The sequence below is a fragment of the Flagellimonas crocea genome, assembly GCF_033441595.1.
Lineage (GTDB): Bacteria > Bacteroidota > Bacteroidia > Flavobacteriales > Flavobacteriaceae > Flagellimonas > Flagellimonas crocea.
Genome location: NZ_JAUZVX010000002.1, coordinates 377,062 through 398,515, shown reverse-complemented (window position 1 = coordinate 398,515; position 21,454 = coordinate 377,062). Strand labels below are relative to the sequence as shown.

Sequence of the window (21,454 nt, the reverse complement as noted above, 5' to 3'; positions counted from 1 at the left end):
ATCAAAATTTATTATATTGAAGGGAATCAAAAAAAACATTGACCATGGCAATTTTAAAAGTAATTGAAGTATTGGCGAATTCCAGTAAAAGTTGGGAAGATGCAACCAACAACGCCTTGGAACAAGCTTCAAAATCCGTTAAAAATATTCGTTCCATCTACATCAACGAGCAAAGTGCCACGGTGAAGGATGGAAAAATCGATGATTACAGGGTAAACGTTAAAATTACCTTTGAAGTACAGTAACAAATTGTATAAAACTAACAATGCGTCCATGTTTGGACGCATTTTTTTATGTCCAAATATACTGATGGTAAAAAAAATACTTTGCTTAATACTAATTGGAACCGCAGCCATTGGCTGCAAAGAAAAATCTGAGGAAGTGACCCACAAATATACCAACGCGCTCATCCATGAGACGAGCCCCTATTTATTACAACATGCCCACAATCCCGTAAACTGGGAAGCTTGGCACCCAGATGTGCTGGAACGTGCTCAAAAAGAGGACAAACTATTGCTCATCAGTATCGGGTATGCTGCCTGCCATTGGTGCCACGTGATGGAAGAGGAATGTTTTGAGGACGAACAGGTGGCCAAGATAATGAACGAAAATTTCATCAACATTAAAATAGACCGTGAAGAGCGGCCGGACGTTGACCAGATCTACATGGATGCCATTCAAATGATCTCCGGGCAGGGTGGATGGCCCCTTAACATAGTTGCCCTGCCGGACGGACGACCTTTTTGGGGCGCCACCTACGTTCCCAAGGACAACTGGATAAAATCCTTGAACCAACTTGTTGAACTTTATAAGACCGACAAGCCGAGAGTAACGAAATATGCCGAGGATTTGGCAAATGGACTCCAAGCCATCAACCTAGTGGAAAATAATGACAAAAGTGACCTGTACACTTTAGAGCAGTTGGATGGGGCCGTCCAAAATTGGTCACAATATTTTGATACGTTTCTGGGAGGTCATAAACAGGCACCAAAATTCATGATGCCCAACAATTGGGACTTTTTATTGCACTATGCCACTACAATGGACAAACCGGAGATCATGGAGTTTGTGGACACCACCCTCACACGCATGGCGTTCGGCGGGATTTACGACCACGTTGGAGGCGGGTTTTCAAGATATGCCGTGGACACCAAATGGCATGTTCCGCACTTTGAAAAAATGTTGTACGACAACGGCCAACTGACAAGTCTGTATGCCAAAGCCTACGCGGTCACCAAAAACGACCTTTACAAAAACGTGGCCATGGAGACCATTGCCTTTGTAAAAGAAGAACTTTTGGACGAAAGCGGTGGTTTCTATTCGTCTTTGGATGCCGACAGCCTTGATGAAAACGGAAAACTTGAGGAAGGCGCTTATTACGTTTGGACGAAGGAAGAACTTATGGAGCTACTTGGCAAGGATTACGAAATATTCCAAGAATATTTTAATATCAACTCCTATGGTCTATGGGAAAATGGGAACTATGTGCTCATTAGGGACAAGTCTGATGAGGAAATTGCGGAGAAGCTCAATATATCCACTTCAGAATTGGAGGGAACCATAAAAGAGGCCTTAGCCATCCTAAAAAAGGAAAGGAACGAGCGCCCAAGACCTAGGTTGGACGATAAAATATTGACTTCATGGAACGGATTGATGCTCAAAGGCCTTGTGGATGCCTACAGGTATTTGGGCAACAAAGATTACTTGGACCTTGCGTTGAAAAACGCCAAGTTCATTGAAGAAAAAATGATCCAGGAGGATTACTCCCTTTATAGAAACCACAAGAAAGGAAAGAGCAGTATCAATGCTTTTTTGGATGATTATGCCACCGTTATCGATGCTTACCTTTCGCTCTATGAGGTCACTTTTGATGACAAATGGCTCCAATTGTCCAAAAAACTTCTCGATTACACACAAATGCATTTTTGGGACAAAGCTTCAGGAATGTTCTTTTATACTTCGGATATAAATCAATCCTTGATTCGAAGAACCATCGAGGTGGACGACAACGTTATTTCATCCTCCAACTCCATGATGGCCATCAACCTGTTCAAAATGCACAAAATCTATCCCGGGGAAACCTATGGAAAAACATCGGAACAAATGCTCAAAAACGTGCAAAAGGACTTTGACCGCAGGGCCCAAAGTTTTTCCAATTGGCTGCACTTGGTGCTTTTCCAGAACCAGAATTTTTATGAAATAGCCATCGTTGGACAAAATCATCAACAATTAGGGCAAGAAATCGGTATGGAGTACGTACCGAACAGCGTTTTATTGGGATCAGCAAAAGAAGGGGAAATCGAGTTGTTAAAAAACAGGGCCGTAGACGGAAGCACATTGATCTACATCTGTATTGAAGGAGCTTGTAAACTACCCGTAACAAATGTGGAGGAGGCTTTAAAACAGATATAGTCGAAGATTAAGATTAACATTTGTTTAAAAACCATTTTTTTTATTTCATCTGATTATTAATTACGTTGCAGTTAAACTAGAAACCATCATGAAAGAATTAGAAAATTATCAGGAATACGCAGACCATGCCATTGAATGGGTCGTTGGGATCGTTCCCAATATCGTAACGGCCATTGTCATATTTTTTGTCGGACTTTGGGTCATTACCTTCATCAATAAAATGGTGCGCCGTTTTTTCAAGAAGAAGGACTACGATGAAACCTTGGAATCCTTTCTACAAAGTTTTATCAGTATTACCCTAAAAGCATTGTTGTTTGTTTTGGTAATCACGCAGTTAGGGGTCAAGACCTCTTCCTTGGTAGCCATTGTGGGTGCCGCAGGTCTTGCCATTGGCTTGGCCCTGCAAGGGTCCTTGGCCAATTTTGCCGGAGGCGTCCTTATATTGATATTTAAACCTTTCAAGGTAGGGGACTGGATTTCCGCACAAGGGGTCGACGGCTCTGTCAAGGAAATTTCCATATTCAATACCAAATTGAGCACTTTCGGCAACCAGATCGCCATTATCCCGAACGGACAATTGTCCAATGGCAACATTATAAACTACAATATGGAAAACACCCGTAGGGACAAAATTGATGTTGGGATAGGTTATGGTTCCAATATTAAAGAGGCCAAAGATATTCTCTTGCAGATTTGTGCGGATAATCCGAGCATTAACACCGAACCCGCGCCCGAAGTATATGTGGGTGCATTGGCGGACAGTTCCGTTAACTTGACCCTACGCTTTTGGGCCAATAACGATGTATTTTGGCCAGCGCACTTTTATGTAATTGAACAGACCAAATTACGCTTTGATGCCGCAGGAATCGAGATTCCGTTCCCACAACGGGTTATGCACAAGGCATTGGAAGATTAATTTTTCTTCTTTTTTTGCTGGAGCACAAAGTCCTTGAGGTAATAAGGCTCAAAATAGGCCACATCCTCAAACTCATTGGACTTGAACTTCTCAAAAGCAATGGCAACCATTTGCTTTGCAGATGGAACCACATTGGTATCAAAAACAAAATTGGGGTGTCGCAAGGCACCCCTACATTTTTCGGCACCGCTTCCCACAACATATACCTTATGGTCCGATATATAATCAGCAAATGACTCTTCGTTGATTACCTCTGCACGTGTTTCACGGATTTCTTTGTATTGGTCGTTGTACACTGCGGAGTACACTTCCATCCGTCTAGCGTCCAGAACGGGAATCACCAATTCTCCAGGCTTAAGTTTCACCTGATGGGCCATGCCCTGCAATGTTGGAACTGAAATCAAGGGAAGATCCAACGAAAAGGACAATCCCTTGGCTGCGGATACGCCTATACGTAGTCCAGTGTACGAACCTGGTCCTTTGCTGATAGCGATGGCATCAAGGTCCGAAAATGACAAAGAAGCCTCTTTCAAGGCTTCTTTTATGAATACGTGCAATTGCTCTGAATGCGAATAGTTCGCGGCGTTGTTCTCTTTTAAGACAACCATCGTGTCATCCTTTGCAATGCTCACCGAGCAATTGGTGGTCGCTGTTTCTAAATGTAATAGTATGGCCATAGCGGCCACAAATATACTAGTTTAATGAAATTGGTATACCAAAGTAGAACTCCAATATTTTTAATCGGAAGATATATTCATATTTGGTGCGGATCACATCGGCCTGGGCATTCTCCACCCTTGCCTGTGCTTGACTAAAGTCAAAAGCGTTCATCAACCCTACATCATAGCGTTCCTTGGCATACTCGTACGCCAAACTTCTTGCCTCCAATGTTTTTTGAGCGGCCGCATAGGCCTTTTCAAAAGTATTCACATCCACATAGGCTTGCTGAATGGTGTTTTCCAAATCCAACTTATCCTGATCCAACTGCAATTTTGCCTTTTCCAAACTGATTTTAGATCGCATCACATTGTTACGCGTACTCCAGCCGTTGAAAACAGGGATGCTCAACTGTGCCCCATAACTGATACCATCAAAAATCCATAATTGGTCTGTTAGGCTGGGCGTATAGGGAACCCCGTTACCATCAGGAATCTGGGTTACATCCGAATACCTTGTGCCGTATTGAAAGAAAGCCGATAGCGTTGGCAAATAAGCACCCTTTGCAATTTTAACATCTTGTTCGGCCAATTCCACATTGGATTCTGAAAACTTGATATCGTTCCTAAAGGTCATGGCCTTGTCGAATATCACCTTAGGTGAATTATCTAGAATATCGGATGGAGGAATATCAAACTCCTCTTCCGCTATATCAAAGTTCTCATAATCGGTAATTTGAAGCAATTGTGCTAGATTGATACGAGAAATCAGAACATTGCTCTCGCCATTCACGATTTGTTGTTCTTGATTGGCGGCCGTGGCCTCGATTTCCAAAAGATCTCCTCTTGGCAACACTCCGGATTCCACCAATTCCTTGGTACGCTTTAAATCCTGTTCGGTAACGGCGTATTGCGCCCTGAACGTCTTGAGCTGTTCCTTGTTGGAAACCACTTGCAAATAGGCATTGGCCACGTTCAAACGAATATCGTCCTTTAAGTTGTCCAAACGGTATTGGTTCGCAATCGCGTTCATTTTGGCCCTATGCAACTGGTTGATGTTTCGCAATCCATCAAAAAGGGTTATGCTAGAGGTGGCACTGATATTTACGTTGTTTGCCGTGCTATTTGTCGGCAAGTTGTTCGTAGGGTTAATGGAGAAACCCGTGTTGCTCGATGCCGAAGCGTTTCCGTTCAAGCTTGGGAGCAGGTTGCCCACTGCATCGGATTTATCGATCTTAGCATTCTCCAGATCCAGTTCAAATTGTTCTACGGTCAAGTTGTTCTCCACTGCATACGCCACACATTCCTCTAATGTCCATTTACGCATTTGCGCGCTGGAAAAAGAAACGGCGAGCAACAGTAGAAGTATCGTTATGCTATTTTTCATTCGTTTTTTGATTTTGGTTTATTAAATGATGGTCAGCATTGATTAATTTTCGTCGGATTTCTTCTCAAGCTTGTTCCAAACCTTGATTTTGGCATCTTCATCGATTCCTGAAACAATCTCTACATCAATTCCATCGCTTACACCCAATTCTAGGTCCTTACGCTCAAACTTGTTCTCTCCTACCTGGACCTCAACATAAGGTTGTTCGGTATCTTTATCAAATTGAAGCAACGCTTCTTTGATTGCCAATACATCTTTCTTTTCTTCCAATACAATGGAAGCGTTGGCACTATAACCTGCCCTAACGTATGAAGTACTGTCGCTCGCTTTTACATCCAGGTCACCTTCGATCTTAAACTGCACGGCACCTTCTTCCTCAACACCTTTTGGTGCGATGAACTTTAGTTTGGCATCGAACTTTTGTTCTTCCAAGGCCCCAAGACTAATTTCCAAAGGCATGCCCACGCTCAGTTTTCCAACTTCCGCCTCGTCCACTTCACCTTCGAAAATCATTTTGGACATATCCGCGATCGTGGCGATGGTGGTACCTTCGTTAAAGTTGTTACTCTGAATAACCTGATCACCTTCTTTTACGGGAATTTCAAGAATGGTCCCCGATACCGTTGCCCTAATATTGGTATTGGCACTGGATGAACCTCCTGCCGATCCTTTTCTAATAATCTGATAATCGGCCTGGGCATTTTTCAATTCTTGCATTGCCTGTTCGTAGGTCAACTTAAGGTTGTTATAGTCCTGATTGGAGATTACCCCCTTATCGAACAAGGTCTTGTTCCTATCATATTCCAATTTCGCATTGTTCAGTGCCAGCTCGGCATTGCGTACACGGCCAGCTGCCTGGTTCAAGGATTGCTCGTTCGGAACCACCTTGATCACTGCGATAAGGTCTCCAGACTCTACACGGACCCCTTCTTCAAGCATGATCTTATCAATGATCCCGGAAATTTGAGGCTTGATGTTGATCTCGTCCTCAGGTATCACCTTTCCGGTAACGATTACTTTATTTACGATGTCCTTTCGTTCTGCTGTTTCGGTTTTATACAGCTCTACAGGAGTACTGTTCTGCTTTAAAAAGTAGACTACAGCGGCCAAAATACCAATGACCACTACCCCTATCAATCCGTATTTTACATACTTGTTCATTCTTGCTTATTTGATTCGTTATTTAATTGTATTGATGATTATTCTTCTCTTAATGCGTCGATAGGTTTGATCCTAACGGCACGGTTTGCGGGCAATAAACCAATTAACACGCTTAGTCCCACCATCAAAATAAAGGATACTATAAACTGTGGAATACTGATCATGGGCTTCACAAAGGGGAAATTATCCCCACTGCCCCACATCGCATTCATAATGGATAATATCCCCACTGCAACAGCAAATCCTACCAGTCCGGCAAAAGCGGTCAACACTATGGCCTCGACCACGATTTGTCGTTTTACGATTACGGGGGTCGCCCCAAGTGCGCGTCGCACCCCGATTTCCTGCGTACGTTCCTTTACGGTGATCAAAAGGATATTACTAATTGCGATGACACCTGCCAGCAGGGTGAAAATCCCCACAAAGAAGGAGAATCCTTGCAACACCGTGGTAAATGCCGTAATGTTGTTGAATATCTCCGACATATCAAAACTGCCGATGGCACGTTCATCATCCGGATGGATATCGTATTTGGTCTTTAGGATACTCTTGATCTGGCTTTCCACGAAAGGTACGGGTGTGTTCTCTTCCACAGCAATGGCCATCCACCCCATTCTATCACCTGAATTGAACGCTTTTTGAAAAGTACTGAACGGAATGAATACTGCATTCTCTCCATCAATGTTGATATTGTTGTTGGGCTTGTATATTCCCACAACGGTAAAATACACTCCGTTGATACGGATTTCCTGCCCCATGGCCTTCTCACCTTTCTCAAAAAGAAGCTTATAGGTCTCCTCCCCGATTACACACACTTTTTTGGAGTCCTCAATATCGGTTTGGTTCAGGAACCTACCTTCCACCAATTTCTTTTTGGTGATATTGTCTATTTCGGGAAAGTCCCCATAAACGGCAGAACCACTCGTCTGTCCGTTTCTGTAGACGCTTACCGTACCTCTATGGTCCGCAAGCTCAATTCGTGGAGCAAGCACTTCAATTTCTGGAATTTGTCTTTTTAGGATTTCCGCATCTTCCAGTTTGTAATTGATTCTTCTTCCCCGTTCAAAACCTTTATATGGTTCAGAGGTTGATTGCCCCCAAACGAACAGGCTATTGGAAGCTGTTCCCGCAAATATTTTATTGAACCCGTTGCTCATACCGTTGGCAGAGCCAAGCAACAGCACCAAAATAATCATGGCAAAGATTACCCCAAGCATGGTCAGGAAAGTCCTGAACATGTTCTTGCCCAGGGTATGAAAAATTTCTATCCACAAATCTCTATCAAATAACCACATAACTATTTATCGCTTAGTGCTACAATGGGTTTTACATTTGCAGCTTTCATGGCCGGCAACAAACCTGCCAACACGCCTGCAATAATCAATATTATAGTGGCCGTGACCACTACGGAAAGGCTTACCGAAGGATTACTGAATGCCGGTGTCTCGATCATGGGACCAATGGCTGCCAATATCATCCAAGCGAACAATAATCCAACAAAACCTGAAATGGCCGTAATGAACACGGATTCCAACAGTACTAGATTGACAATCTGACGTGGTCTGGCACCCAATGCTTTCCGCACCCCAATTTCCTTGGTTCGCTCTTTAATGGTGAACACCATAATGTTTCCGATACCCACGATTCCAGCTATCAATATCAAAAAACCGACTCCGATACCAATTCCTTTCAATACTGCGGTAAAACTGCTGATATCATTGAACGCCTCGGCATAGTTCCATACATTTAGTCCAGCTTGGTCATCGGGAGCTATTTTATGCCTTCGCTTCATCAAAATTTCCAATCGCTCGGAAAATTCCAAAGCCTCGGTCAAATCATAATTGGGATTGTAGGTCAATGCGATACTTGCAATTTCGTTGGTGTTCCCATAAATGCGCTGGTAGGTACTTATAGGGGCATAAATTCTTCTTTCTGCGTTATCATCACCATCATCGGTAAAGATTCCGATCACCCGAAAAGGCAAGCCGTTGAATTCCACAAATTTCCCCAGTGCATCTTCATTTTTGAAGAGGTCTTCGGCTACCTTTCTTCCGATTACCGCCACCTTTGCCTTGTTGACAATATCTGCTTCGTTGATATACCTTCCGGCGACCACTAGGGTTTTCTCTATGGCCTGATGGTCCGGATGGGTGGCCTGAACGGAATAAGACCCTGTTTCCTCTTTGTACCTCGCTGTTGTGTTGGAATAGTATCTGGCACTTATATATTCGATGTCTTTCGGAAAACTTTGCTTGATATATTCGAGATCATCGTTCTTTAACTGAACGCGTCTGCCCGCCTCAAAACCACCGTAGGCCTTGGCCGTGGTTCCTGTACGAACGAAAATGGAATTGGTGGCATCATCGTTGAACTGGCCGACAAAACCATTTTGCATTCCATTAACCGACGCCAAAAGCATCACCAAAATGAAGATGGCCCACCCCACGGAAAATCCCGTTAAAAAGGTTCTCAGTTTATTGGTCTTAAGCGTGTTGAATATTTCTTGCCAAACGTCCCGATCAAACATACTGTTCCGCTCTTACTTGTTCCACTTTTTTATCCTCAACGATAACACCATCTTTTAGGTGCACGATTCGTTTGCACATGTGAGCAATGTCCTCTTCGTGGGTCACGACCAAAATGGTGTTTCCTTCATCGTTGATTTTTTGGATCAAATCCATTACCTCATAGGACGTTTTACTATCCAGTGCCCCGGTTGGCTCATCCGCCAAAAGCACCTTGGGCTCTGCTGCCATGGCACGCGCTATGGCCACCCTTTGTTTTTGCCCACCGGAAAGCTCACTTGGTAGGTGATCGGCCCATGGTTTTAGACCCACTCTTTCCAAATATTGCATGGCCTTTTCCTGGCGTTCCTTTCTTGGTACTTTTTGGTAGTATAATGGTAGTGCCACATTTTCTGCCGCACTTTTGTAGTTGATCAAGTTGAAGGATTGGAAGATGAACCCCAAGAATTTATTTCGGTATTGGGCAGCTTTGGTTTCGCTCAAATTTTTGATCGGAACGCCATCCAGGGTATAATCACCGGAATCAGCACCGTCCAACATTCCTAAAATATTCAATAAGGTGGATTTACCAGACCCGGAAGATCCCATTATGGCAACAAGCTCGCCATCCTCTACTTTAAAATTTATTCCCTTTAAAACATGAAGGGAGTTGGTCCCCATTTTATAGGATTTATGAAGGTCTTTGATTTCTATCATGATTGATGATGTTAGCTATCTTACTTTTACTTCTGCTAGTAAGACATAGATGTTGTTAAAATGTTACAAGATTTTTTACTTTTTTTTTCAAACAGTGTTTTTTGTGCACTATTCTTCGGCCAGGGCGTTCCACACCTTTATCTTGTCTGTTGTGGCTATGCCTGACTTTACCTCTACAAAAATGCCATCGCTCACCCCTAATTCAACGTCTTTTCTTTCAAACTTTTGGTCGGCGGTTTCCACTTCTACAAACGGTTTTTTGCTATCATCATCAAACTGGACCAATGCTTCCTTTACTGCCAAAACGCTATCGGCCCGTGCTAAAATAATGGATGCATTGGCACTGAGACCTGCCCTGATAAAGACTGTATCGTTCTTTTTTAGGGTTCCCTTGATCTCAAACTGAATGGCCCCGTTCTCTTCTTTGCCCTTGGGTGCGATATAATCCAATACGGCATCAAAAACCCGATTTTCTATGGCACCAACGGTTATTTCCAAAGGAAGGTCTTCTTTAATCTTTCCCACTTCGGATTCATCGACCTTGCCCTCAAAGATCATCTTGTCCACATCGGCAATGGCTGCAATGGTGGTGCCCTCGTTAAAGGTATTGCTTTCGATGACCTGATTGCCCACTTCTACAGGTACCTCAAGCACCATTCCGCTTACGGTGGCCCTGATCATGGTATTGGCCGAACTGCTCAATCCGCTCGTAGTTCCGGTTTTTACAATATCGTAGCGCTTATTGGCCGCTGCATATGCCTGTTTTGCCTGATCATACGAAACTTCAGCACGCTCCAAATCTGTTTTGGATATGACACCCTTCCCATATAGCGTGGACTGCCGTTCGTAATTGCGTTTTTGATCATCCAAACTGATCTTGGCCTCATCGATTGCATTTTTCGCATCATTAAGTGCAGAAAGATTGGGCACTACTTTGATTTTTGCCAAAAGATCTCCCGATTTTACGTAATCGCCCCCTTCCACATATATTTCCTCGATCACGCCTGAGATATTGGGTTTGATCAATACTTCTTCCAAAGGAAGAATGCTCCCCGTGGCCACCGCCTTTTTCACAATGGTTTGTTTGGATGGTGTCTCCGTTTGATAGACCACCGGGTCTTCGGCATTTTTTTGATACAGGTAGTACATGGAGCCACCGAACACTATTACGATGAGCAGCAAGATGACAATGGTTACCGATTTTTTCATTTTTTATAATTGTTAATTGATTGATTCTTTTAAATATTATTCATTTCGCAATGCTTCGATGGGCCGCACCCTGATTGCGCTCTGTGCAGGAATGAAGCCCGCCAAAAGCCCGGATACCATTAAAATGGTCAAGGCGCCGGTTACCACACCCACACTAACGCTTGGGCTCATAAACATATCCACAGGGCCCACACTGTCCAGCAACGAGTTGATGCCAAAAATGACCAAGGAACCGAATATGATGCCTACCATACCCGATATCAAAGTCAGGAAAATGGACTCCATCAAGATTTGCTTTTTTATGGACCATGGTTGTTCGCCCAGCGCTCTGCGTATGCCTATTTCCTTGGTGCGCTCCTTCACCACAATGAGCATAATGTTGCTCACCCCGATAATACCGGAGAGCAGAACCATGATTCCCACGATATAGGCCACGGCCTTTAATGCTCCAAACAGGCTTTCTACACGGTTGTATTGTTCAAAAAGGTCAAAATAACCCACGGCCCGTGTGTCTTCCGGGTGGACTTTGTGACGTTTTTTCATCACATCCACAATTTTATCCTTGAGCTGTGATATGGAACTTCCGTCGTTTGCGGTTATGGCCATCCAACCAACATTCTCTCCTCTATTGAATGCCTGTGAAAATGAAGTGAATGGTACAAATATTTCCTTTTGGCCCTCTTCGCCCCCACCGCTGTTGTTCTTCTTATAGGTGCCTATGACCATAAAGTTTACGCCCTGAATTTTGATATAAGTTCCCAAAGCTTCCTCATCCTTGTCATAAAGGTCATTTTTTACTCCGTTGCCGATGATGGCCACTTTTCTTTTCTCCCGGATATCGTTATAGTTCAAAAAACGGCCGGAGGTCACCGCCATTGGGTCTTGATTGATAATTTCCGGGTAATCCCCATATACATTGTACGCCCCGGTGCGCAGACCATGCACCACGTTGTTGTTGCCCCCAAAACCACCCAATTGGTTGCGGGGCGAGATAAACCTTAAATTGGGAACATTGTCCCTTAGGGCCTGCACATCATCAATTTTAAATTCAAAGCTTCTCCCTTTTGGCAAACCTTCGTAGGACCTGGTTGTGGCCCTGGTCCACATAAACATGGTATTGGTGGCTGTATCCCCAAAATCCTGTTTAATACCATTTTCCAAGCCTTTGCCGGCCGCCAAAAGAACAATAAGGATAAAAATGCCCCAACATACCCCAAAAGCGGTAAAGATGGTACGCCACACATTGGTTGTGAGCACCTCGATTATTTCCCGCCATCTATCTTTATTGAACATAGCTGTATTTGGTTATTCGTCTCTTAAGGATTCTATTACTTTTACTTTTGCCGCTTTGTAGGCAGGAACAAAACCTGCGAGGGTCCCGGCCACTATCAAAACGATTACGGTGGAAAAGGCCACATTGAAGTTGACCGAGGGATTCATAATGTAATCCACCTCGATATTGGGCCCTACTATTTCCAAAAGGGCCATACTAAAAATCAGTCCCCCGAAACCGGAAATCGCGGTCACGAAAATAGCCTCGTGAAGTATCATTGCGATAATGGACCAAGGTTTGGCCCCAAGTGCTTTTCGTATCCCAATTTCGCGGGTACGTTCCTTTACTACAATCATCATAATATTGCTAACGCCTACCACTCCTGCGATAATGGTACACACGCCCACAAACCAGAAGAATAGTTTTATGTTATTGGTAAGCCCATAATAGCGTTTGGCCTCTTCCATGGCGCTCCACACCTCAATCGCCCCAGTATCATCCGGAGCTATGGTATGGGTCTGCTGTAAATACTGTCGAAGGCCATTTTTAAAATCTACCGCTTGGGCAACGGCCTTATCAAAATTCTCCACGGGTGGCAGGGTAAAGGTCATATTGTTTACCCGGTTGCCGCCATTAAAGGTTCGCTGCGCGGTGGTTATGGGAATATAAATACGTTCTTCTTCCCGGTCCTCCATTTCTTTATATACTCCTACTACCTTAAAGGGTATTCCTGAAATATCGATAAATTCTCCGATGGGCGTTTCCACCTCTCCAAAAACATCCTTTTTAATTTTGTCCCCTATAATGGCCACTTTACCATTGGAAATTTCATCTTGATAATTGATGAATCTCCCTTCTGATATTTGGGCATTCTCTATAAATTGAAAATCGGAGGCTACGCCCTGAACTCCGTAAATAAGGGCTTCTTTACCGTAGTTGACACTGACACCGCGTACAAATACACGGGCCGACCCATATTCTATATCATCATCGAACATGGTATTTGCCTTGGTATAATTTTCGTTGACCAATTGAATTCGCCTCCCTGGGTTAAGGCCTTTATATTCCTTGGAAGTTACACCGGGCCACACCCATACACTGGTGGAGGCATCTTGCTTGAACTCATTTTCGATACCATTGCGCATTCCCTGTCCAAATCCAAGAAGAATGACCAATATAAATATGCCGGATGCCACGGAAAGCCCGGTCAAAAAGGTCCTGAGTTTGTTCTTTCGTATGGTGTCAAATATTTCTTGCCACCGCTCAAGGTCGAACATAGGTTAGTGATTTTGATTGATGAAGAACGCGAACATTCATCTATAAGACAATCAAAATAACAAATTGTTACAGTAAAAAGTGAAAATCATTTCAATGAGAACGTCAGCTTCTCATTTTTCTATAAATGAAGTAAAATAGTCCCCCTATCAGGATATAGGGAATCGACATTAAGTAGACGATACCATTGTTGATGGCTTCTGCTGTTTTTCCTCCTGACTCGCTTTCCACCACTGCACGGCACATGGCACATTGGGCCTCCGATACCGCAGGGAAAACCAATAGAATCAATATAAGGATGAGCAGTTTCTTTTTCATTTTAATACATCAATATTGATAATATGGCGAGATCATGAGGTATACCAACACTCCTGTCACTGCCACATAGAGCCATATTGGAAAGGTAAACTTGGCCCATTGCCGGTGGCTTTCAAAATCGTCCAAGTATACTTTTGAATAGGTAATCAGAACCAATGGTATTACGGATATGGACAATACTATGTGGGTCATCAAAATAAAGTAATAGACGTACTTGCTTGGCCCCTCCCCACCATAAATAGTGGTTTCGGAGGTCATGTGGTAGGCAACGTACATCACCAAAAAGAGTGCGGAAAGCAAAATATTGATGGTCATTAGTCTTTGATGCAACAATTCCCTGCCATTTTTTATCGCCACTACCGCTACGATGAGCAAAATAGCGGTAAGACCGTTTATTCCTGCATAAATGGGCGGTAAAAATGATAATGGTTTTGCATTGGGAATCTTAAATCCGAACAACAATGCCACTACTAAGGGGATTGCTATGGAAATCACGGTAATCCATCGATTGAACCGCTTTTCCTTTAAAGAAATTTCATCGATCATTCTGCCAATAATTTTTTAATGTCTTCTTTTAAAATGGTGATCTGTTGGGTCTCCCCATCGCTGTTCACCTCTTGCTCCTCGGTTATGGTTCCCCGGTAGTAAATCAACGGATTGCCAAATTCATCTTTTCTGGAACGAATATACCCATTTTTGTCAACCAAAGCGAACATACCGGAGTGCTCGAATCCGCCCGGGGCGTCTTCGGTTTCACTTGCAAATATATAGAACCCTTCGTGCGCAAGCTGGTAAATTTTTTCCTGTTCCCCGGTCATTAAATGCCAATCCTTATCCGTAATACCATATTTCTTGGCATACTGGGCCAATACCGAAGGTGTATCATATCTAGGATTTATGGTAAAAGAGGCCACTCCAAAATCATCATCGTCCTTAAAAGTTTCCTGAAGCTCCACCAAGTTTTTTGTCATAACCGGACAAATGGTGGGACAGGTCGTAAAAAAGAACTCCACAACGTACACTTTCCCCAAATAATCCTTATTGGTTATCAATACACTATCTTGATCGTAAAATGAAAAGTCCGGAACCCTTCGTTTTTCACCTTGGCTCTCCACAAAACCGACCTCGGCATTTTTTCCGACTTGGCTCATACGGTCATTTTCCACGACGTTACCTCCCTTTACGCGTTTGGTGATTTCGTAAACGGCAAAAATCCCGAAAATCAAGATAATTGCGGAAACCCAAATGTAGGTATGTTTCTTTTTATTATTGGCTCCTGTCGGCATTGTTCTTTTTTAGGGCAAGACGGTATTCTGCCAAAATTATTTTGACATCGTCCACCATTTTATTGTTCAGTTCTGCAATGGATGAAGTATCGAAGCCATATTTGACGCCCTCGTCCTCATCCTCCTTTCTTCCACGGAGTTTAAGGTCCTTATCTATTATAAAAACATTGGGTGTGGAAACGTTGTCATCCAAGGTTAAATTGGTGCCCAACGAGTTAAAAAATGTTTCTATCTGTTGCTTGGTCGCAAACACAAAGTTCCATTTATCCACATTGGAAAGCTTTCCCAGTTCTTCTTTCAAAATATCGACTCCTTCCTCATTTCCTTCAGCTACCATCATAACAATCTGAAAGTCGTTGAACTCTCCAAATCTTTTATATATTTTCTGGTTCAGGTTGAATGCATTTCCCTGCATGGCCCCAACATTGTCCCCTAGAAAGCCCAAAACCGTAATCTTGTCCTTCAACTGAACGTTGGGTTCCATATTGGAAATGTCCGGTATATTTTCGCTCAGTACTGGCAAACGCCCAAAATTATTGACTCCCGAAGCAAAAAAAAGATACACCACTACGGGAAGCACAAAAAGGACTGTGAGAACGATTTTCTTTTTCATAGTACAACGGTACAAAAATAAAAAAAGACGGTTGGAAAACCGTCTTTTTTTTATTCGTTATATCTCTTTGTTAAAAATTCCAAGTAATGAATCCGTCCTTGTAAACATTATAAATGTAATCTGCTTCGAAGAGCAAAATGAATATTAAATAACATATAAGGAAAATCGGGGTCCATACAATTACCCTTCTCAAAGATGTTTTTTCGTCCCTAAGGTGCATAAAGTCCCAAGCAATATAGTATGCTTTTACCAAGGTAAGGATGATAAATATCCAGTTAAGCAATTTCATCCCCAAAAAGTAACTGTGGGTCATAAACCTTGGTTTAATGATACCCAACGCAACTTCGACAGTGGTAACAATAGAAAGGAATATAAGAACGCCCCAAATTTTTTGGGTATTGGATTTAAATTTTAACAGTCCTCTGAAAATCTCAAGTTTATGTTCGTGTGCCATTTATAATCAATGTTTTTATACCAAATAAAAGAATGTAAATACGAATACCCATACCAAATCCACAAAGTGCCAGTACAGACCTACTTTTTCAACCATCTCATAGTGTCCTCTACGCTCGTATGTGCCCAAGATCACATTGAAGAAAATAATGACGTTGATCACTACTCCGGAGAATACGTGGAATCCGTGGAACCCGGTGATAAAGAAAAAGAAATCGGCGAACAATCGGTGACCGTATTCGTTATGTACAAGGTTAGCGCCTTCCACCACTTGATTGGCCTCCAATATTTTGGCCAAAGATTCCTTTCTGTCCAAAAGGGTCTTTTCTCCCTCTTCGTTCAATATTTCTGTACGGATAAGAATATTAGGAGTTGTCTTGAACCCTTCAACAACTTCGTTCAAGGAATACGAAGGCATATACCCTTCGCCGTAGAACCAAACACCTTCACTCTCCACATGCTTTACCCTTTCATCCGGAAGTGTTTTGGCAAAATCGGCCAAAGCCGCCCTTTTACCGGTCTCTGCATTTACAAATTGAAGTATCCTTCCTGAATTGGTTTCTACCGCTCCATAATCCCCCTTAATAAAGGTGGCCCATTCCCATGCCTGTGAGCCAACGAAGATGGCTCCACCGATAATGGTAAGGAACATATAAAGGATTACACTTTTCTGTTTCATTTTATGACCTGCATCCACGGCCAAAACCATGGTCACGGACGACATGATCAAAATAAAGGTCATGAAAGCAACATAATACATAGGTGCCTCTACGCCATGAAGAAATGGGAAGTGCGTAAACACTTCGTCGGCTATGGGCCATAGCTCAATAAATTTAAATCTTGAGAAACCATAGGCTACCAAAAACCCGGAAAAGGTCAAGGCATCCGACATGATGAAAAACCACATCATCATTTTTCCATAGCTAGCGCCAAGGGGCCTATTTCCGCCTCCCCAAACGCTATCTTCCGTACCGGTACTTACCGTTGCATCCATAAAAAAGCTCGTTTTATTAAAACTTTCACAAATTTACATTTTTTGACGTATTGTAAAAGACAATCTTGGTTGAAAACTTTTTCAATCCCGATTTATTTCACGAAATACATGAATAGAATTAAATACACCCAAAGAAAATCCAAGAAATGCCAAAAGGTGGCTCCCAATTCCATTCCCAACATATTTTCGGGGGTATATTTTTTTCTCATCTGTTGCACCAAAACCACCAAAAGTGATATAAGGCCTGCCACTACGTGGGCAATGTGCACTGCCGCTATCAAAAATACATAGGACATTTTTATATTACTAGTGGGTCCGGTAAAATAATATCCGTTTTCCAACATCTGTGAAAAACCAACAAATTGGAACCCGATAAAGGCAATGCCCAATGCCAATGTGACGAACAATAATAGGGTCCCCGATTTTTGGTCGCCCTTTTTAACGGCCCTTTTTGCCACTAAATAGGCAATACTGCTCAAGATAATGATGGCCGTACTGATGAAGAAAGCATTTGGGAGCTTCAAATCGCTTACCCAATCTTCCCGTTTACTGCTCACAATGTAAGCACTGGTCCAACCGGCAAAGCCCATGACCAAACTCACTATTCCGAACCAGAGCATCATTTTCTTTGCCCGTCTGTTCTTTTCCTCCGCTGTTCCTTGGGTTAAATCCATTTTTTAACTTATAAACTTATCTAAAACGTAAACTATCTGAATCAATGAAATATAGGTGACACTGGCCAGCATTAACTTTCTGGCGGAGCCATTGTCGCGGTTTTCATAAAGCTTGAATGCAAAAAACAACATGACCAATCCCGATAAAAACACGATTACCGCCGCCGGAATGGAAAGATGCAATCGTCCCGTAAAACCAAATACCGGAATTATCGAGATAACGATCATCCAGATGGTATACAATATAATCTGTAGTGCGGTTCCCTTGTCCTTATTTCCTGTAGGCAGCATTTTAAAGCCTGCCCGTTTGTAATCCTCATCCAACATCCAGCCCAAAGCCCAAAAATGTGGGAACTGCCAAAAAAACTGTATCATGAACAAGGTTCCCGGTTCTATTCCAAAATCGTCCGTGGCAGCCACCCATCCCAACATAAAAGGAATGGCTCCCGGAAAAGCCCCAACAAATACGGACAATGGCGACTTGGTTTTTAGCGGCGTATAAACGCTCGTATACAAAAATATTGAAATGGCACCGAACATGGCCGTTTTTGGACTGAGGGCCAGTAGCGACAAGATTCCCAAAACGGTTAGTACCACTGCCACGACCAACGCAGTTTTAACGGACATTCTCCCAGATGGTATCGGTCGGTTCCTTGTCCGCTTCATCAACGCATCCAAATCCTTCTCGATAATCTGGTTGTACACGTTTGATGCCCCTACCATACAGTAGCCGCCAAACATCAACAATAACAGGGATACTGCATCGACCTGATAGGCACCCAAAAGATATCCCGCTATCGAAGAGAAAACCACACTAACAGCCAATCTGGCCTTGGTAATCTCCTTAAAATCAGAAAATAATAAGGATAGCGTATTGTTTTTAACGGAGCCTACGGCAGATTTCATCCACATCTTTATTGGCCTGCAAAGATAGCGCCGCGGATTCTCATTTCCAACCTATTGATGCTCTTTGTATTATTTTTGGACAATGACGTACCTTACATTAAAAATCCTAAACATGAAATTATGCGCAACGCTTTAAGCTTTTTACTCCTTACATCGATTATGGTCGCCCATGCACAAAATGATGATGTAAAAATTACTATTGATACACTTACCCAAAATACCTACATGCTGACCGGAAATGGTGGAAATATTGGAATTTTCGTAGGAAAGAACAATGTATTTATGATCGATGATCAATTTGCCCCGCTCAGTGAAAAAATAAGGACGGCCATTGGCACAATTACCGATAAACCCATTACCTATTTGGTGAACACGCACATGCATGGCGACCACACCGGTGGAAATTCCAATTTTAATACGGACCAGGCCGTTCTTGTAGCGCAGGACAATGTGCGAACTCGTCTCCAAGTCAATAACGGGAAGAAAGTATCGGCCAACGAAATGAGCCCTGAGGATTTTAAAAAGTCATTACCGGAAATCACTTTTTCCGAAGACCTTACCTTTCATGATGGGGAAGAGCAGGTGATGCTTTTCCATGTACATAACGCACACACCGATGGGGATACCATGGTTTATTTTGTCAAGGAAAACGTACTGCACATGGGAGACACCTATTTTGCTGGTAGATATCCTTATATCGATTTAAAAAGTGGGGGAAGCATTGAAGGTTATATTGATGCCCATAAAAAAGCGCTACTCGTCATCGACTCCGAAACCCAGATAATCCCTGGTCATGGAAGACCCTCCAATAAAGCGGAACTTGAAAACTATGTCAGCGTTCTAGAGGATATCAAACAAACCATTCAGAATGAAATCACCGCTGGCAGGTCTTTGGACGAAGTAAAAAACAACCAAACCCTAACTGCTGAATATGATGCCCAATACGGCACCGGGTTCATCAACCCAGAGAGAATCCGCGAAACGGTATACCAAAGCTTGACCTCATCCATGGACTAAAAAAAAGCCCTGATGTCTCCATCAGGGCTTTTTCCATTCCTGCCTCGACAGGAATTATATAAATTTTACTGCAATTTAAATGTAATTGGAATACTGAAAGGAACCTTTACTGCTCTTCCCCTTTGTTTTCCAGGAGTCATTTTAGGCAATTTTTGAATGATTCTCATTGCTTCTGCCTCCAAGTTTTTATCCGGTCCACGCATTCTGATGTTTCCGATAGACCCATCTTTCTGGATAACGAAAATTACGCTTACCCTACCTTGAACTCCCATTTCTTGGGCAATTTCTGGATAACGGAAATTTCTACGGATGTGATCTTGCATTTTCTCTTGGAAACAGTCCTTTTTATTGGCTGCGTTTTCACAACCTGGAAAAACAGGAACGTCCTCGATTACCGCAAAAGGAACAGAAATATCTTCCTCAACTTCTTCCACTTCTACTTCCTCGATTTCGATTACCTCTTCCTCTTGGCTGGTTTCAGTGGACTCGATTACGGTTTCTTCCACTTCTTCCTCATCTTCTACAACCTCGATTACTTCGGGGGCAGCAGGCGGCGGTGGTGGCGGTGGAGTTTTAATTTGTTCCGTCATCGGAACTTCTTCGTCCAACTGATCTTCAACATTCATTGAAATGTCGTAGTTGTTGGCCTTATCATATTTTTTCCACTCCATGGCTCCGTAGACCAAAGCCAAAACAGCTGCCAATCCTATTACAAAATAGAGTGAGCTGTTTCTTCCTACGTCTGCTTTCGGGTTCTTTTTTGGTTCCATCCTTTTTCTCCTTTTCTAAATTTAGTGTTTGCTAATTTAATTATTAATTGGCTAAATAAACAATTAAAATTTCCATTTTAACGGGTTTTTCTTAGAAAAAACCCATCGAATTAGCCCAATCCCTGTCAATGCTCCCAACGTATTCGCCAGAATATCGCCGAATTCGGCCATACGATCAACCGTGATCGTGTATTGTAATACCTCAATAAGTATACCATATAATATAGCAAAAACCAAGACAAAAATCAAGGTCTTTCGTATTCCAAGAGCTCCCTTGGTCCTTTCCCGGAGGCTTAAACTTCCCACAAATGCGAATACCAAATAAAACGTAAAATGGGTGATTTTATCGGCGTAGGGAATATTTAGGGTCCCTGTATCCAGATCTATGCTAGAGAAAGAAAATAAGCTGAGCATTGTTATGAACACTACCCAGCTTATAAACAATATGGTATACATGTATTTTTTAAGCACCTATCAATGCCTTGTAATCATCAGCGCTCAATAGTTCGTCCACCTCGGAGGCGTCGCTTATTTTAATCTTTACCATCCAACCATCACCATAAGGATCCGTGTTCACTTTTTCGGGCTCATCTTCCAGGGCCTCATTAAACTCCACTATCTCGCCGCTCAGGGGCAAGAAAAGGTCCGAAACTGTTTTCACTGCTTCCACGGTACCAAACACTTCCTCTTTATCCAAGGTTTCGTCCAAAGTCTCCACTTCCACATAAACGATATCCCCAAGCTCGCTCTGGGCAAAATCCGTAATACCCACGGTTGCGATATCCCCATCTATCTTGACCCACTCATGGTCCTTGGTATACTTTAATTCTGATGGTATGTTCATTTCAATAATGTTTGAATTAGTTGATGGACAAATGTAACAGATTGCGAAAAGCTTTTCAAAGAAAGTTGA

The 21,454-nt window shown here is 42.7% G+C and carries 24 protein-coding genes; 4 read left to right on the top strand and 20 right to left on the bottom strand.

Annotated features, from left to right (window positions below; all coding sequences use genetic code 11):
- The first annotated feature begins 44 nt into the window (after positions 1 to 44).
- The 3 genes from SD449_RS06985 to SD449_RS06975 all read left to right on the top strand — a co-directional run bounded on the left by SD449_RS06985 (position 45) and on the right by SD449_RS06975 (position 3,328).
- Positions 45 to 245 carry a dodecin family protein gene (locus SD449_RS06985; RefSeq protein WP_318309560.1) on the top strand — a complete coding sequence of 67 codons (201 nt, stop codon included), beginning with the start codon at positions 45 to 47 and terminating at the stop codon, positions 243 to 245.
- Between the two features lie 64 nt (positions 246 to 309).
- Positions 310 to 2,412, top strand: a complete 2,103-nt coding sequence (locus SD449_RS06980; protein WP_318309559.1) for a thioredoxin domain-containing protein — start codon at positions 310 to 312, stop codon at positions 2,410 to 2,412.
- Between the two features lie 88 nt (positions 2,413 to 2,500).
- Complete coding sequence (locus SD449_RS06975; RefSeq protein ID WP_318309557.1) at positions 2,501 to 3,328, top strand: mechanosensitive ion channel family protein; 828 nt, start codon at positions 2,501 to 2,503, stop codon at positions 3,326 to 3,328.
- Here SD449_RS06975 and tsaB read toward each other — a convergent pair.
- The 17 genes from tsaB to cyoE all read right to left on the bottom strand — a co-directional run bounded on the left by tsaB (position 3,325) and on the right by cyoE (position 18,754).
- Positions 3,325 to 4,005 carry a tRNA (adenosine(37)-N6)-threonylcarbamoyltransferase complex dimerization subunit type 1 TsaB gene (tsaB, locus tag SD449_RS06970; protein ID WP_318309556.1) on the bottom strand — a complete coding sequence of 227 codons (681 nt, stop codon included), beginning with the start codon at positions 4,003 to 4,005 and terminating at the stop codon, positions 3,325 to 3,327. The genes SD449_RS06975 and tsaB overlap by 4 nt on opposite strands.
- Positions 4,006 to 4,021: 16 nt before the next feature.
- Positions 4,022 to 5,371, bottom strand: coding sequence for a TolC family protein (locus SD449_RS06965; RefSeq protein WP_318309554.1), 1,350 nt, complete (start codon positions 5,369 to 5,371; stop codon positions 4,022 to 4,024).
- A gap of 42 nt (positions 5,372 to 5,413) precedes the next feature.
- On the bottom strand, positions 5,414 to 6,532 hold the full coding sequence (locus tag SD449_RS06960) for an efflux RND transporter periplasmic adaptor subunit (RefSeq protein ID WP_318309552.1): 1,119 nt from the start codon (positions 6,530 to 6,532) through the stop codon (positions 5,414 to 5,416).
- Positions 6,533 to 6,570: 38 nt separating this feature from the next.
- The gene (locus SD449_RS06955; RefSeq protein ID WP_318309551.1) at positions 6,571 to 7,770 is read right to left on the bottom strand and encodes an ABC transporter permease; all 1,200 of its coding nucleotides are present in this window, start codon (positions 7,768 to 7,770) and stop codon (positions 6,571 to 6,573) included.
- Between the two features lie 59 nt (positions 7,771 to 7,829).
- Positions 7,830 to 9,059 carry an ABC transporter permease gene (locus tag SD449_RS06950; RefSeq protein WP_318309549.1) on the bottom strand — a complete coding sequence of 410 codons (1,230 nt, stop codon included), beginning with the start codon at positions 9,057 to 9,059 and terminating at the stop codon, positions 7,830 to 7,832.
- Positions 9,052 to 9,753 (bottom strand): ABC transporter ATP-binding protein, encoded by a 702-nt coding sequence (locus SD449_RS06945; protein ID WP_318309548.1) that lies wholly within the window; start codon positions 9,751 to 9,753, stop codon positions 9,052 to 9,054. The genes SD449_RS06950 and SD449_RS06945 overlap by 8 nt, the downstream gene beginning before the upstream one ends.
- Before the next feature lie 108 nt (positions 9,754 to 9,861).
- Entirely contained in the window at positions 9,862 to 10,962 is a 1,101-nt protein-coding gene (locus SD449_RS06940) for an efflux RND transporter periplasmic adaptor subunit (protein WP_288978529.1), read from the bottom strand.
- Between the two features lie 36 nt (positions 10,963 to 10,998).
- Positions 10,999 to 12,255, bottom strand: a complete 1,257-nt coding sequence (locus tag SD449_RS06935; RefSeq protein WP_318309547.1) for an ABC transporter permease — start codon at positions 12,253 to 12,255, stop codon at positions 10,999 to 11,001.
- Positions 12,256 to 12,267: 12 nt separating this feature from the next.
- Entirely contained in the window at positions 12,268 to 13,512 is a 1,245-nt protein-coding gene (locus SD449_RS06930) for an ABC transporter permease (protein WP_318309545.1), read from the bottom strand.
- Between the two features lie 103 nt (positions 13,513 to 13,615).
- Positions 13,616 to 13,828 (bottom strand): hypothetical protein, encoded by a 213-nt coding sequence (locus SD449_RS06925; RefSeq protein ID WP_318309543.1) that lies wholly within the window; start codon positions 13,826 to 13,828, stop codon positions 13,616 to 13,618.
- A 9-nt stretch (positions 13,829 to 13,837) separates the two neighbouring features.
- Positions 13,838 to 14,374 carry a DUF420 domain-containing protein gene (locus SD449_RS06920; RefSeq protein ID WP_318309542.1) on the bottom strand — a complete coding sequence of 179 codons (537 nt, stop codon included), beginning with the start codon at positions 14,372 to 14,374 and terminating at the stop codon, positions 13,838 to 13,840.
- On the bottom strand, positions 14,371 to 15,114 hold the full coding sequence (locus tag SD449_RS06915) for an SCO family protein (protein WP_318309541.1): 744 nt from the start codon (positions 15,112 to 15,114) through the stop codon (positions 14,371 to 14,373). The genes SD449_RS06920 and SD449_RS06915 overlap by 4 nt, the downstream gene beginning before the upstream one ends.
- Positions 15,095 to 15,727, bottom strand: coding sequence for a hypothetical protein (locus SD449_RS06910; protein ID WP_318309540.1), 633 nt, complete (start codon positions 15,725 to 15,727; stop codon positions 15,095 to 15,097). Before SD449_RS06910 ends, SD449_RS06915 begins: the two co-directional genes overlap by 20 nt.
- Before the next feature lie 70 nt (positions 15,728 to 15,797).
- Complete coding sequence (locus tag SD449_RS06905) at positions 15,798 to 16,181, bottom strand: cytochrome C oxidase subunit IV family protein (protein ID WP_318309539.1); 384 nt, start codon at positions 16,179 to 16,181, stop codon at positions 15,798 to 15,800.
- 15 nt (positions 16,182 to 16,196) lie between these two features.
- The gene (locus tag SD449_RS06900; protein WP_318309538.1) at positions 16,197 to 17,174 is read right to left on the bottom strand and encodes a cytochrome c oxidase subunit 3; all 978 of its coding nucleotides are present in this window, start codon (positions 17,172 to 17,174) and stop codon (positions 16,197 to 16,199) included.
- A gap of 92 nt (positions 17,175 to 17,266) precedes the next feature.
- Positions 17,267 to 17,848 (bottom strand): cytochrome c oxidase subunit 3, encoded by a 582-nt coding sequence (locus tag SD449_RS06895; protein WP_318309537.1) that lies wholly within the window; start codon positions 17,846 to 17,848, stop codon positions 17,267 to 17,269.
- A 3-nt stretch (positions 17,849 to 17,851) separates the two neighbouring features.
- On the bottom strand, positions 17,852 to 18,754 hold the full coding sequence (gene cyoE, locus SD449_RS06890) for a heme o synthase (RefSeq protein WP_318309536.1): 903 nt from the start codon (positions 18,752 to 18,754) through the stop codon (positions 17,852 to 17,854).
- A 120-nt stretch (positions 18,755 to 18,874) separates the two neighbouring features.
- Between cyoE and SD449_RS06885 the strand changes: the two genes are divergently transcribed.
- Positions 18,875 to 19,771: an MBL fold metallo-hydrolase gene (locus tag SD449_RS06885; RefSeq protein ID WP_318309535.1), complete on the top strand. Its 897-nt coding sequence runs from the start codon at positions 18,875 to 18,877 to the stop codon at positions 19,769 to 19,771.
- Positions 19,772 to 19,836: 65 nt separating this feature from the next.
- Here the strand turns inward: SD449_RS06885 and SD449_RS06880 are convergent, their stop codons facing one another.
- The 3 genes from SD449_RS06880 to gcvH all read right to left on the bottom strand — a co-directional run bounded on the left by SD449_RS06880 (position 19,837) and on the right by gcvH (position 21,385).
- Positions 19,837 to 20,541 carry an energy transducer TonB gene (locus SD449_RS06880; protein ID WP_318309534.1) on the bottom strand — a complete coding sequence of 235 codons (705 nt, stop codon included), beginning with the start codon at positions 20,539 to 20,541 and terminating at the stop codon, positions 19,837 to 19,839.
- 63 nt (positions 20,542 to 20,604) lie between these two features.
- A complete protein-coding gene (locus SD449_RS06875; protein ID WP_318309533.1) occupies positions 20,605 to 20,955 on the bottom strand; it encodes a VanZ family protein in 351 nt (116 codons plus the stop codon).
- Positions 20,956 to 21,004: 49 nt separating this feature from the next.
- Positions 21,005 to 21,385 carry a glycine cleavage system protein GcvH gene (gcvH, locus tag SD449_RS06870; RefSeq protein ID WP_318309531.1) on the bottom strand — a complete coding sequence of 127 codons (381 nt, stop codon included), beginning with the start codon at positions 21,383 to 21,385 and terminating at the stop codon, positions 21,005 to 21,007.
- Between the last annotated feature and the right edge of the window lie 69 nt (positions 21,386 to 21,454).

Excerpts from the sequence above, each read along its gene's own strand:
- SD449_RS06980 (WP_318309559.1), top strand. The coding sequence starts at position 310 with ATGGTAAAAAAAATACTTTGCTTAATACTAATTGGAACCGCAGCCATT.
- SD449_RS06905 (WP_318309539.1), bottom strand. The coding sequence starts at position 16,181 with ATGGCACACGAACATAAACTTGAGATTTTCAGAGGACTGTTAAAATTT.
- SD449_RS06965 (WP_318309554.1), bottom strand. The coding sequence starts at position 5,371 with ATGAAAAATAGCATAACGATACTTCTACTGTTGCTCGCCGTTTCTTTT.
- SD449_RS06935 (WP_318309547.1), bottom strand. The coding sequence starts at position 12,255 with ATGTTCAATAAAGATAGATGGCGGGAAATAATCGAGGTGCTCACAACC.
- SD449_RS06930 (WP_318309545.1), bottom strand. The coding sequence starts at position 13,512 with ATGTTCGACCTTGAGCGGTGGCAAGAAATATTTGACACCATACGAAAG.
- cyoE (WP_318309536.1), bottom strand. The coding sequence starts at position 18,754 with ATGAAATCTGCCGTAGGCTCCGTTAAAAACAATACGCTATCCTTATTA.
- SD449_RS06945 (WP_318309548.1), bottom strand. The coding sequence starts at position 9,753 with ATGATAGAAATCAAAGACCTTCATAAATCCTATAAAATGGGGACCAAC.
- SD449_RS06875 (WP_318309533.1), bottom strand. The coding sequence starts at position 20,955 with ATGCTCAGCTTATTTTCTTTCTCTAGCATAGATCTGGATACAGGGACC.
- SD449_RS06880 (WP_318309534.1), bottom strand. The coding sequence starts at position 20,541 with ATGGAACCAAAAAAGAACCCGAAAGCAGACGTAGGAAGAAACAGCTCA.
- SD449_RS06895 (WP_318309537.1), bottom strand. The coding sequence starts at position 17,848 with ATGGATTTAACCCAAGGAACAGCGGAGGAAAAGAACAGACGGGCAAAG.
- SD449_RS06960 (WP_318309552.1), bottom strand. The coding sequence starts at position 6,532 with ATGAACAAGTATGTAAAATACGGATTGATAGGGGTAGTGGTCATTGGT.
- SD449_RS06910 (WP_318309540.1), bottom strand. The coding sequence starts at position 15,727 with ATGAAAAAGAAAATCGTTCTCACAGTCCTTTTTGTGCTTCCCGTAGTG.
- SD449_RS06915 (WP_318309541.1), bottom strand. The coding sequence starts at position 15,114 with ATGCCGACAGGAGCCAATAATAAAAAGAAACATACCTACATTTGGGTT.
- SD449_RS06925 (WP_318309543.1), bottom strand. The coding sequence starts at position 13,828 with ATGAAAAAGAAACTGCTCATCCTTATATTGATTCTATTGGTTTTCCCT.
- gcvH (WP_318309531.1), bottom strand. The coding sequence starts at position 21,385 with ATGAACATACCATCAGAATTAAAGTATACCAAGGACCATGAGTGGGTC.
- SD449_RS06985 (WP_318309560.1), top strand. The coding sequence starts at position 45 with ATGGCAATTTTAAAAGTAATTGAAGTATTGGCGAATTCCAGTAAAAGT.
- SD449_RS06950 (WP_318309549.1), bottom strand. The coding sequence starts at position 9,059 with ATGTTTGATCGGGACGTTTGGCAAGAAATATTCAACACGCTTAAGACC.
- SD449_RS06885 (WP_318309535.1), top strand. The coding sequence starts at position 18,875 with ATGCGCAACGCTTTAAGCTTTTTACTCCTTACATCGATTATGGTCGCC.
- SD449_RS06940 (WP_288978529.1), bottom strand. The coding sequence starts at position 10,962 with ATGAAAAAATCGGTAACCATTGTCATCTTGCTGCTCATCGTAATAGTG.
- tsaB (WP_318309556.1), bottom strand. The coding sequence starts at position 4,005 with ATGGCCATACTATTACATTTAGAAACAGCGACCACCAATTGCTCGGTG.
- SD449_RS06900 (WP_318309538.1), bottom strand. The coding sequence starts at position 17,174 with ATGGATGCAACGGTAAGTACCGGTACGGAAGATAGCGTTTGGGGAGGC.
- SD449_RS06955 (WP_318309551.1), bottom strand. The coding sequence starts at position 7,770 with ATGTTCAGGACTTTCCTGACCATGCTTGGGGTAATCTTTGCCATGATT.
- SD449_RS06975 (WP_318309557.1), top strand. The coding sequence starts at position 2,501 with ATGAAAGAATTAGAAAATTATCAGGAATACGCAGACCATGCCATTGAA.
- SD449_RS06920 (WP_318309542.1), bottom strand. The coding sequence starts at position 14,374 with ATGATCGATGAAATTTCTTTAAAGGAAAAGCGGTTCAATCGATGGATT.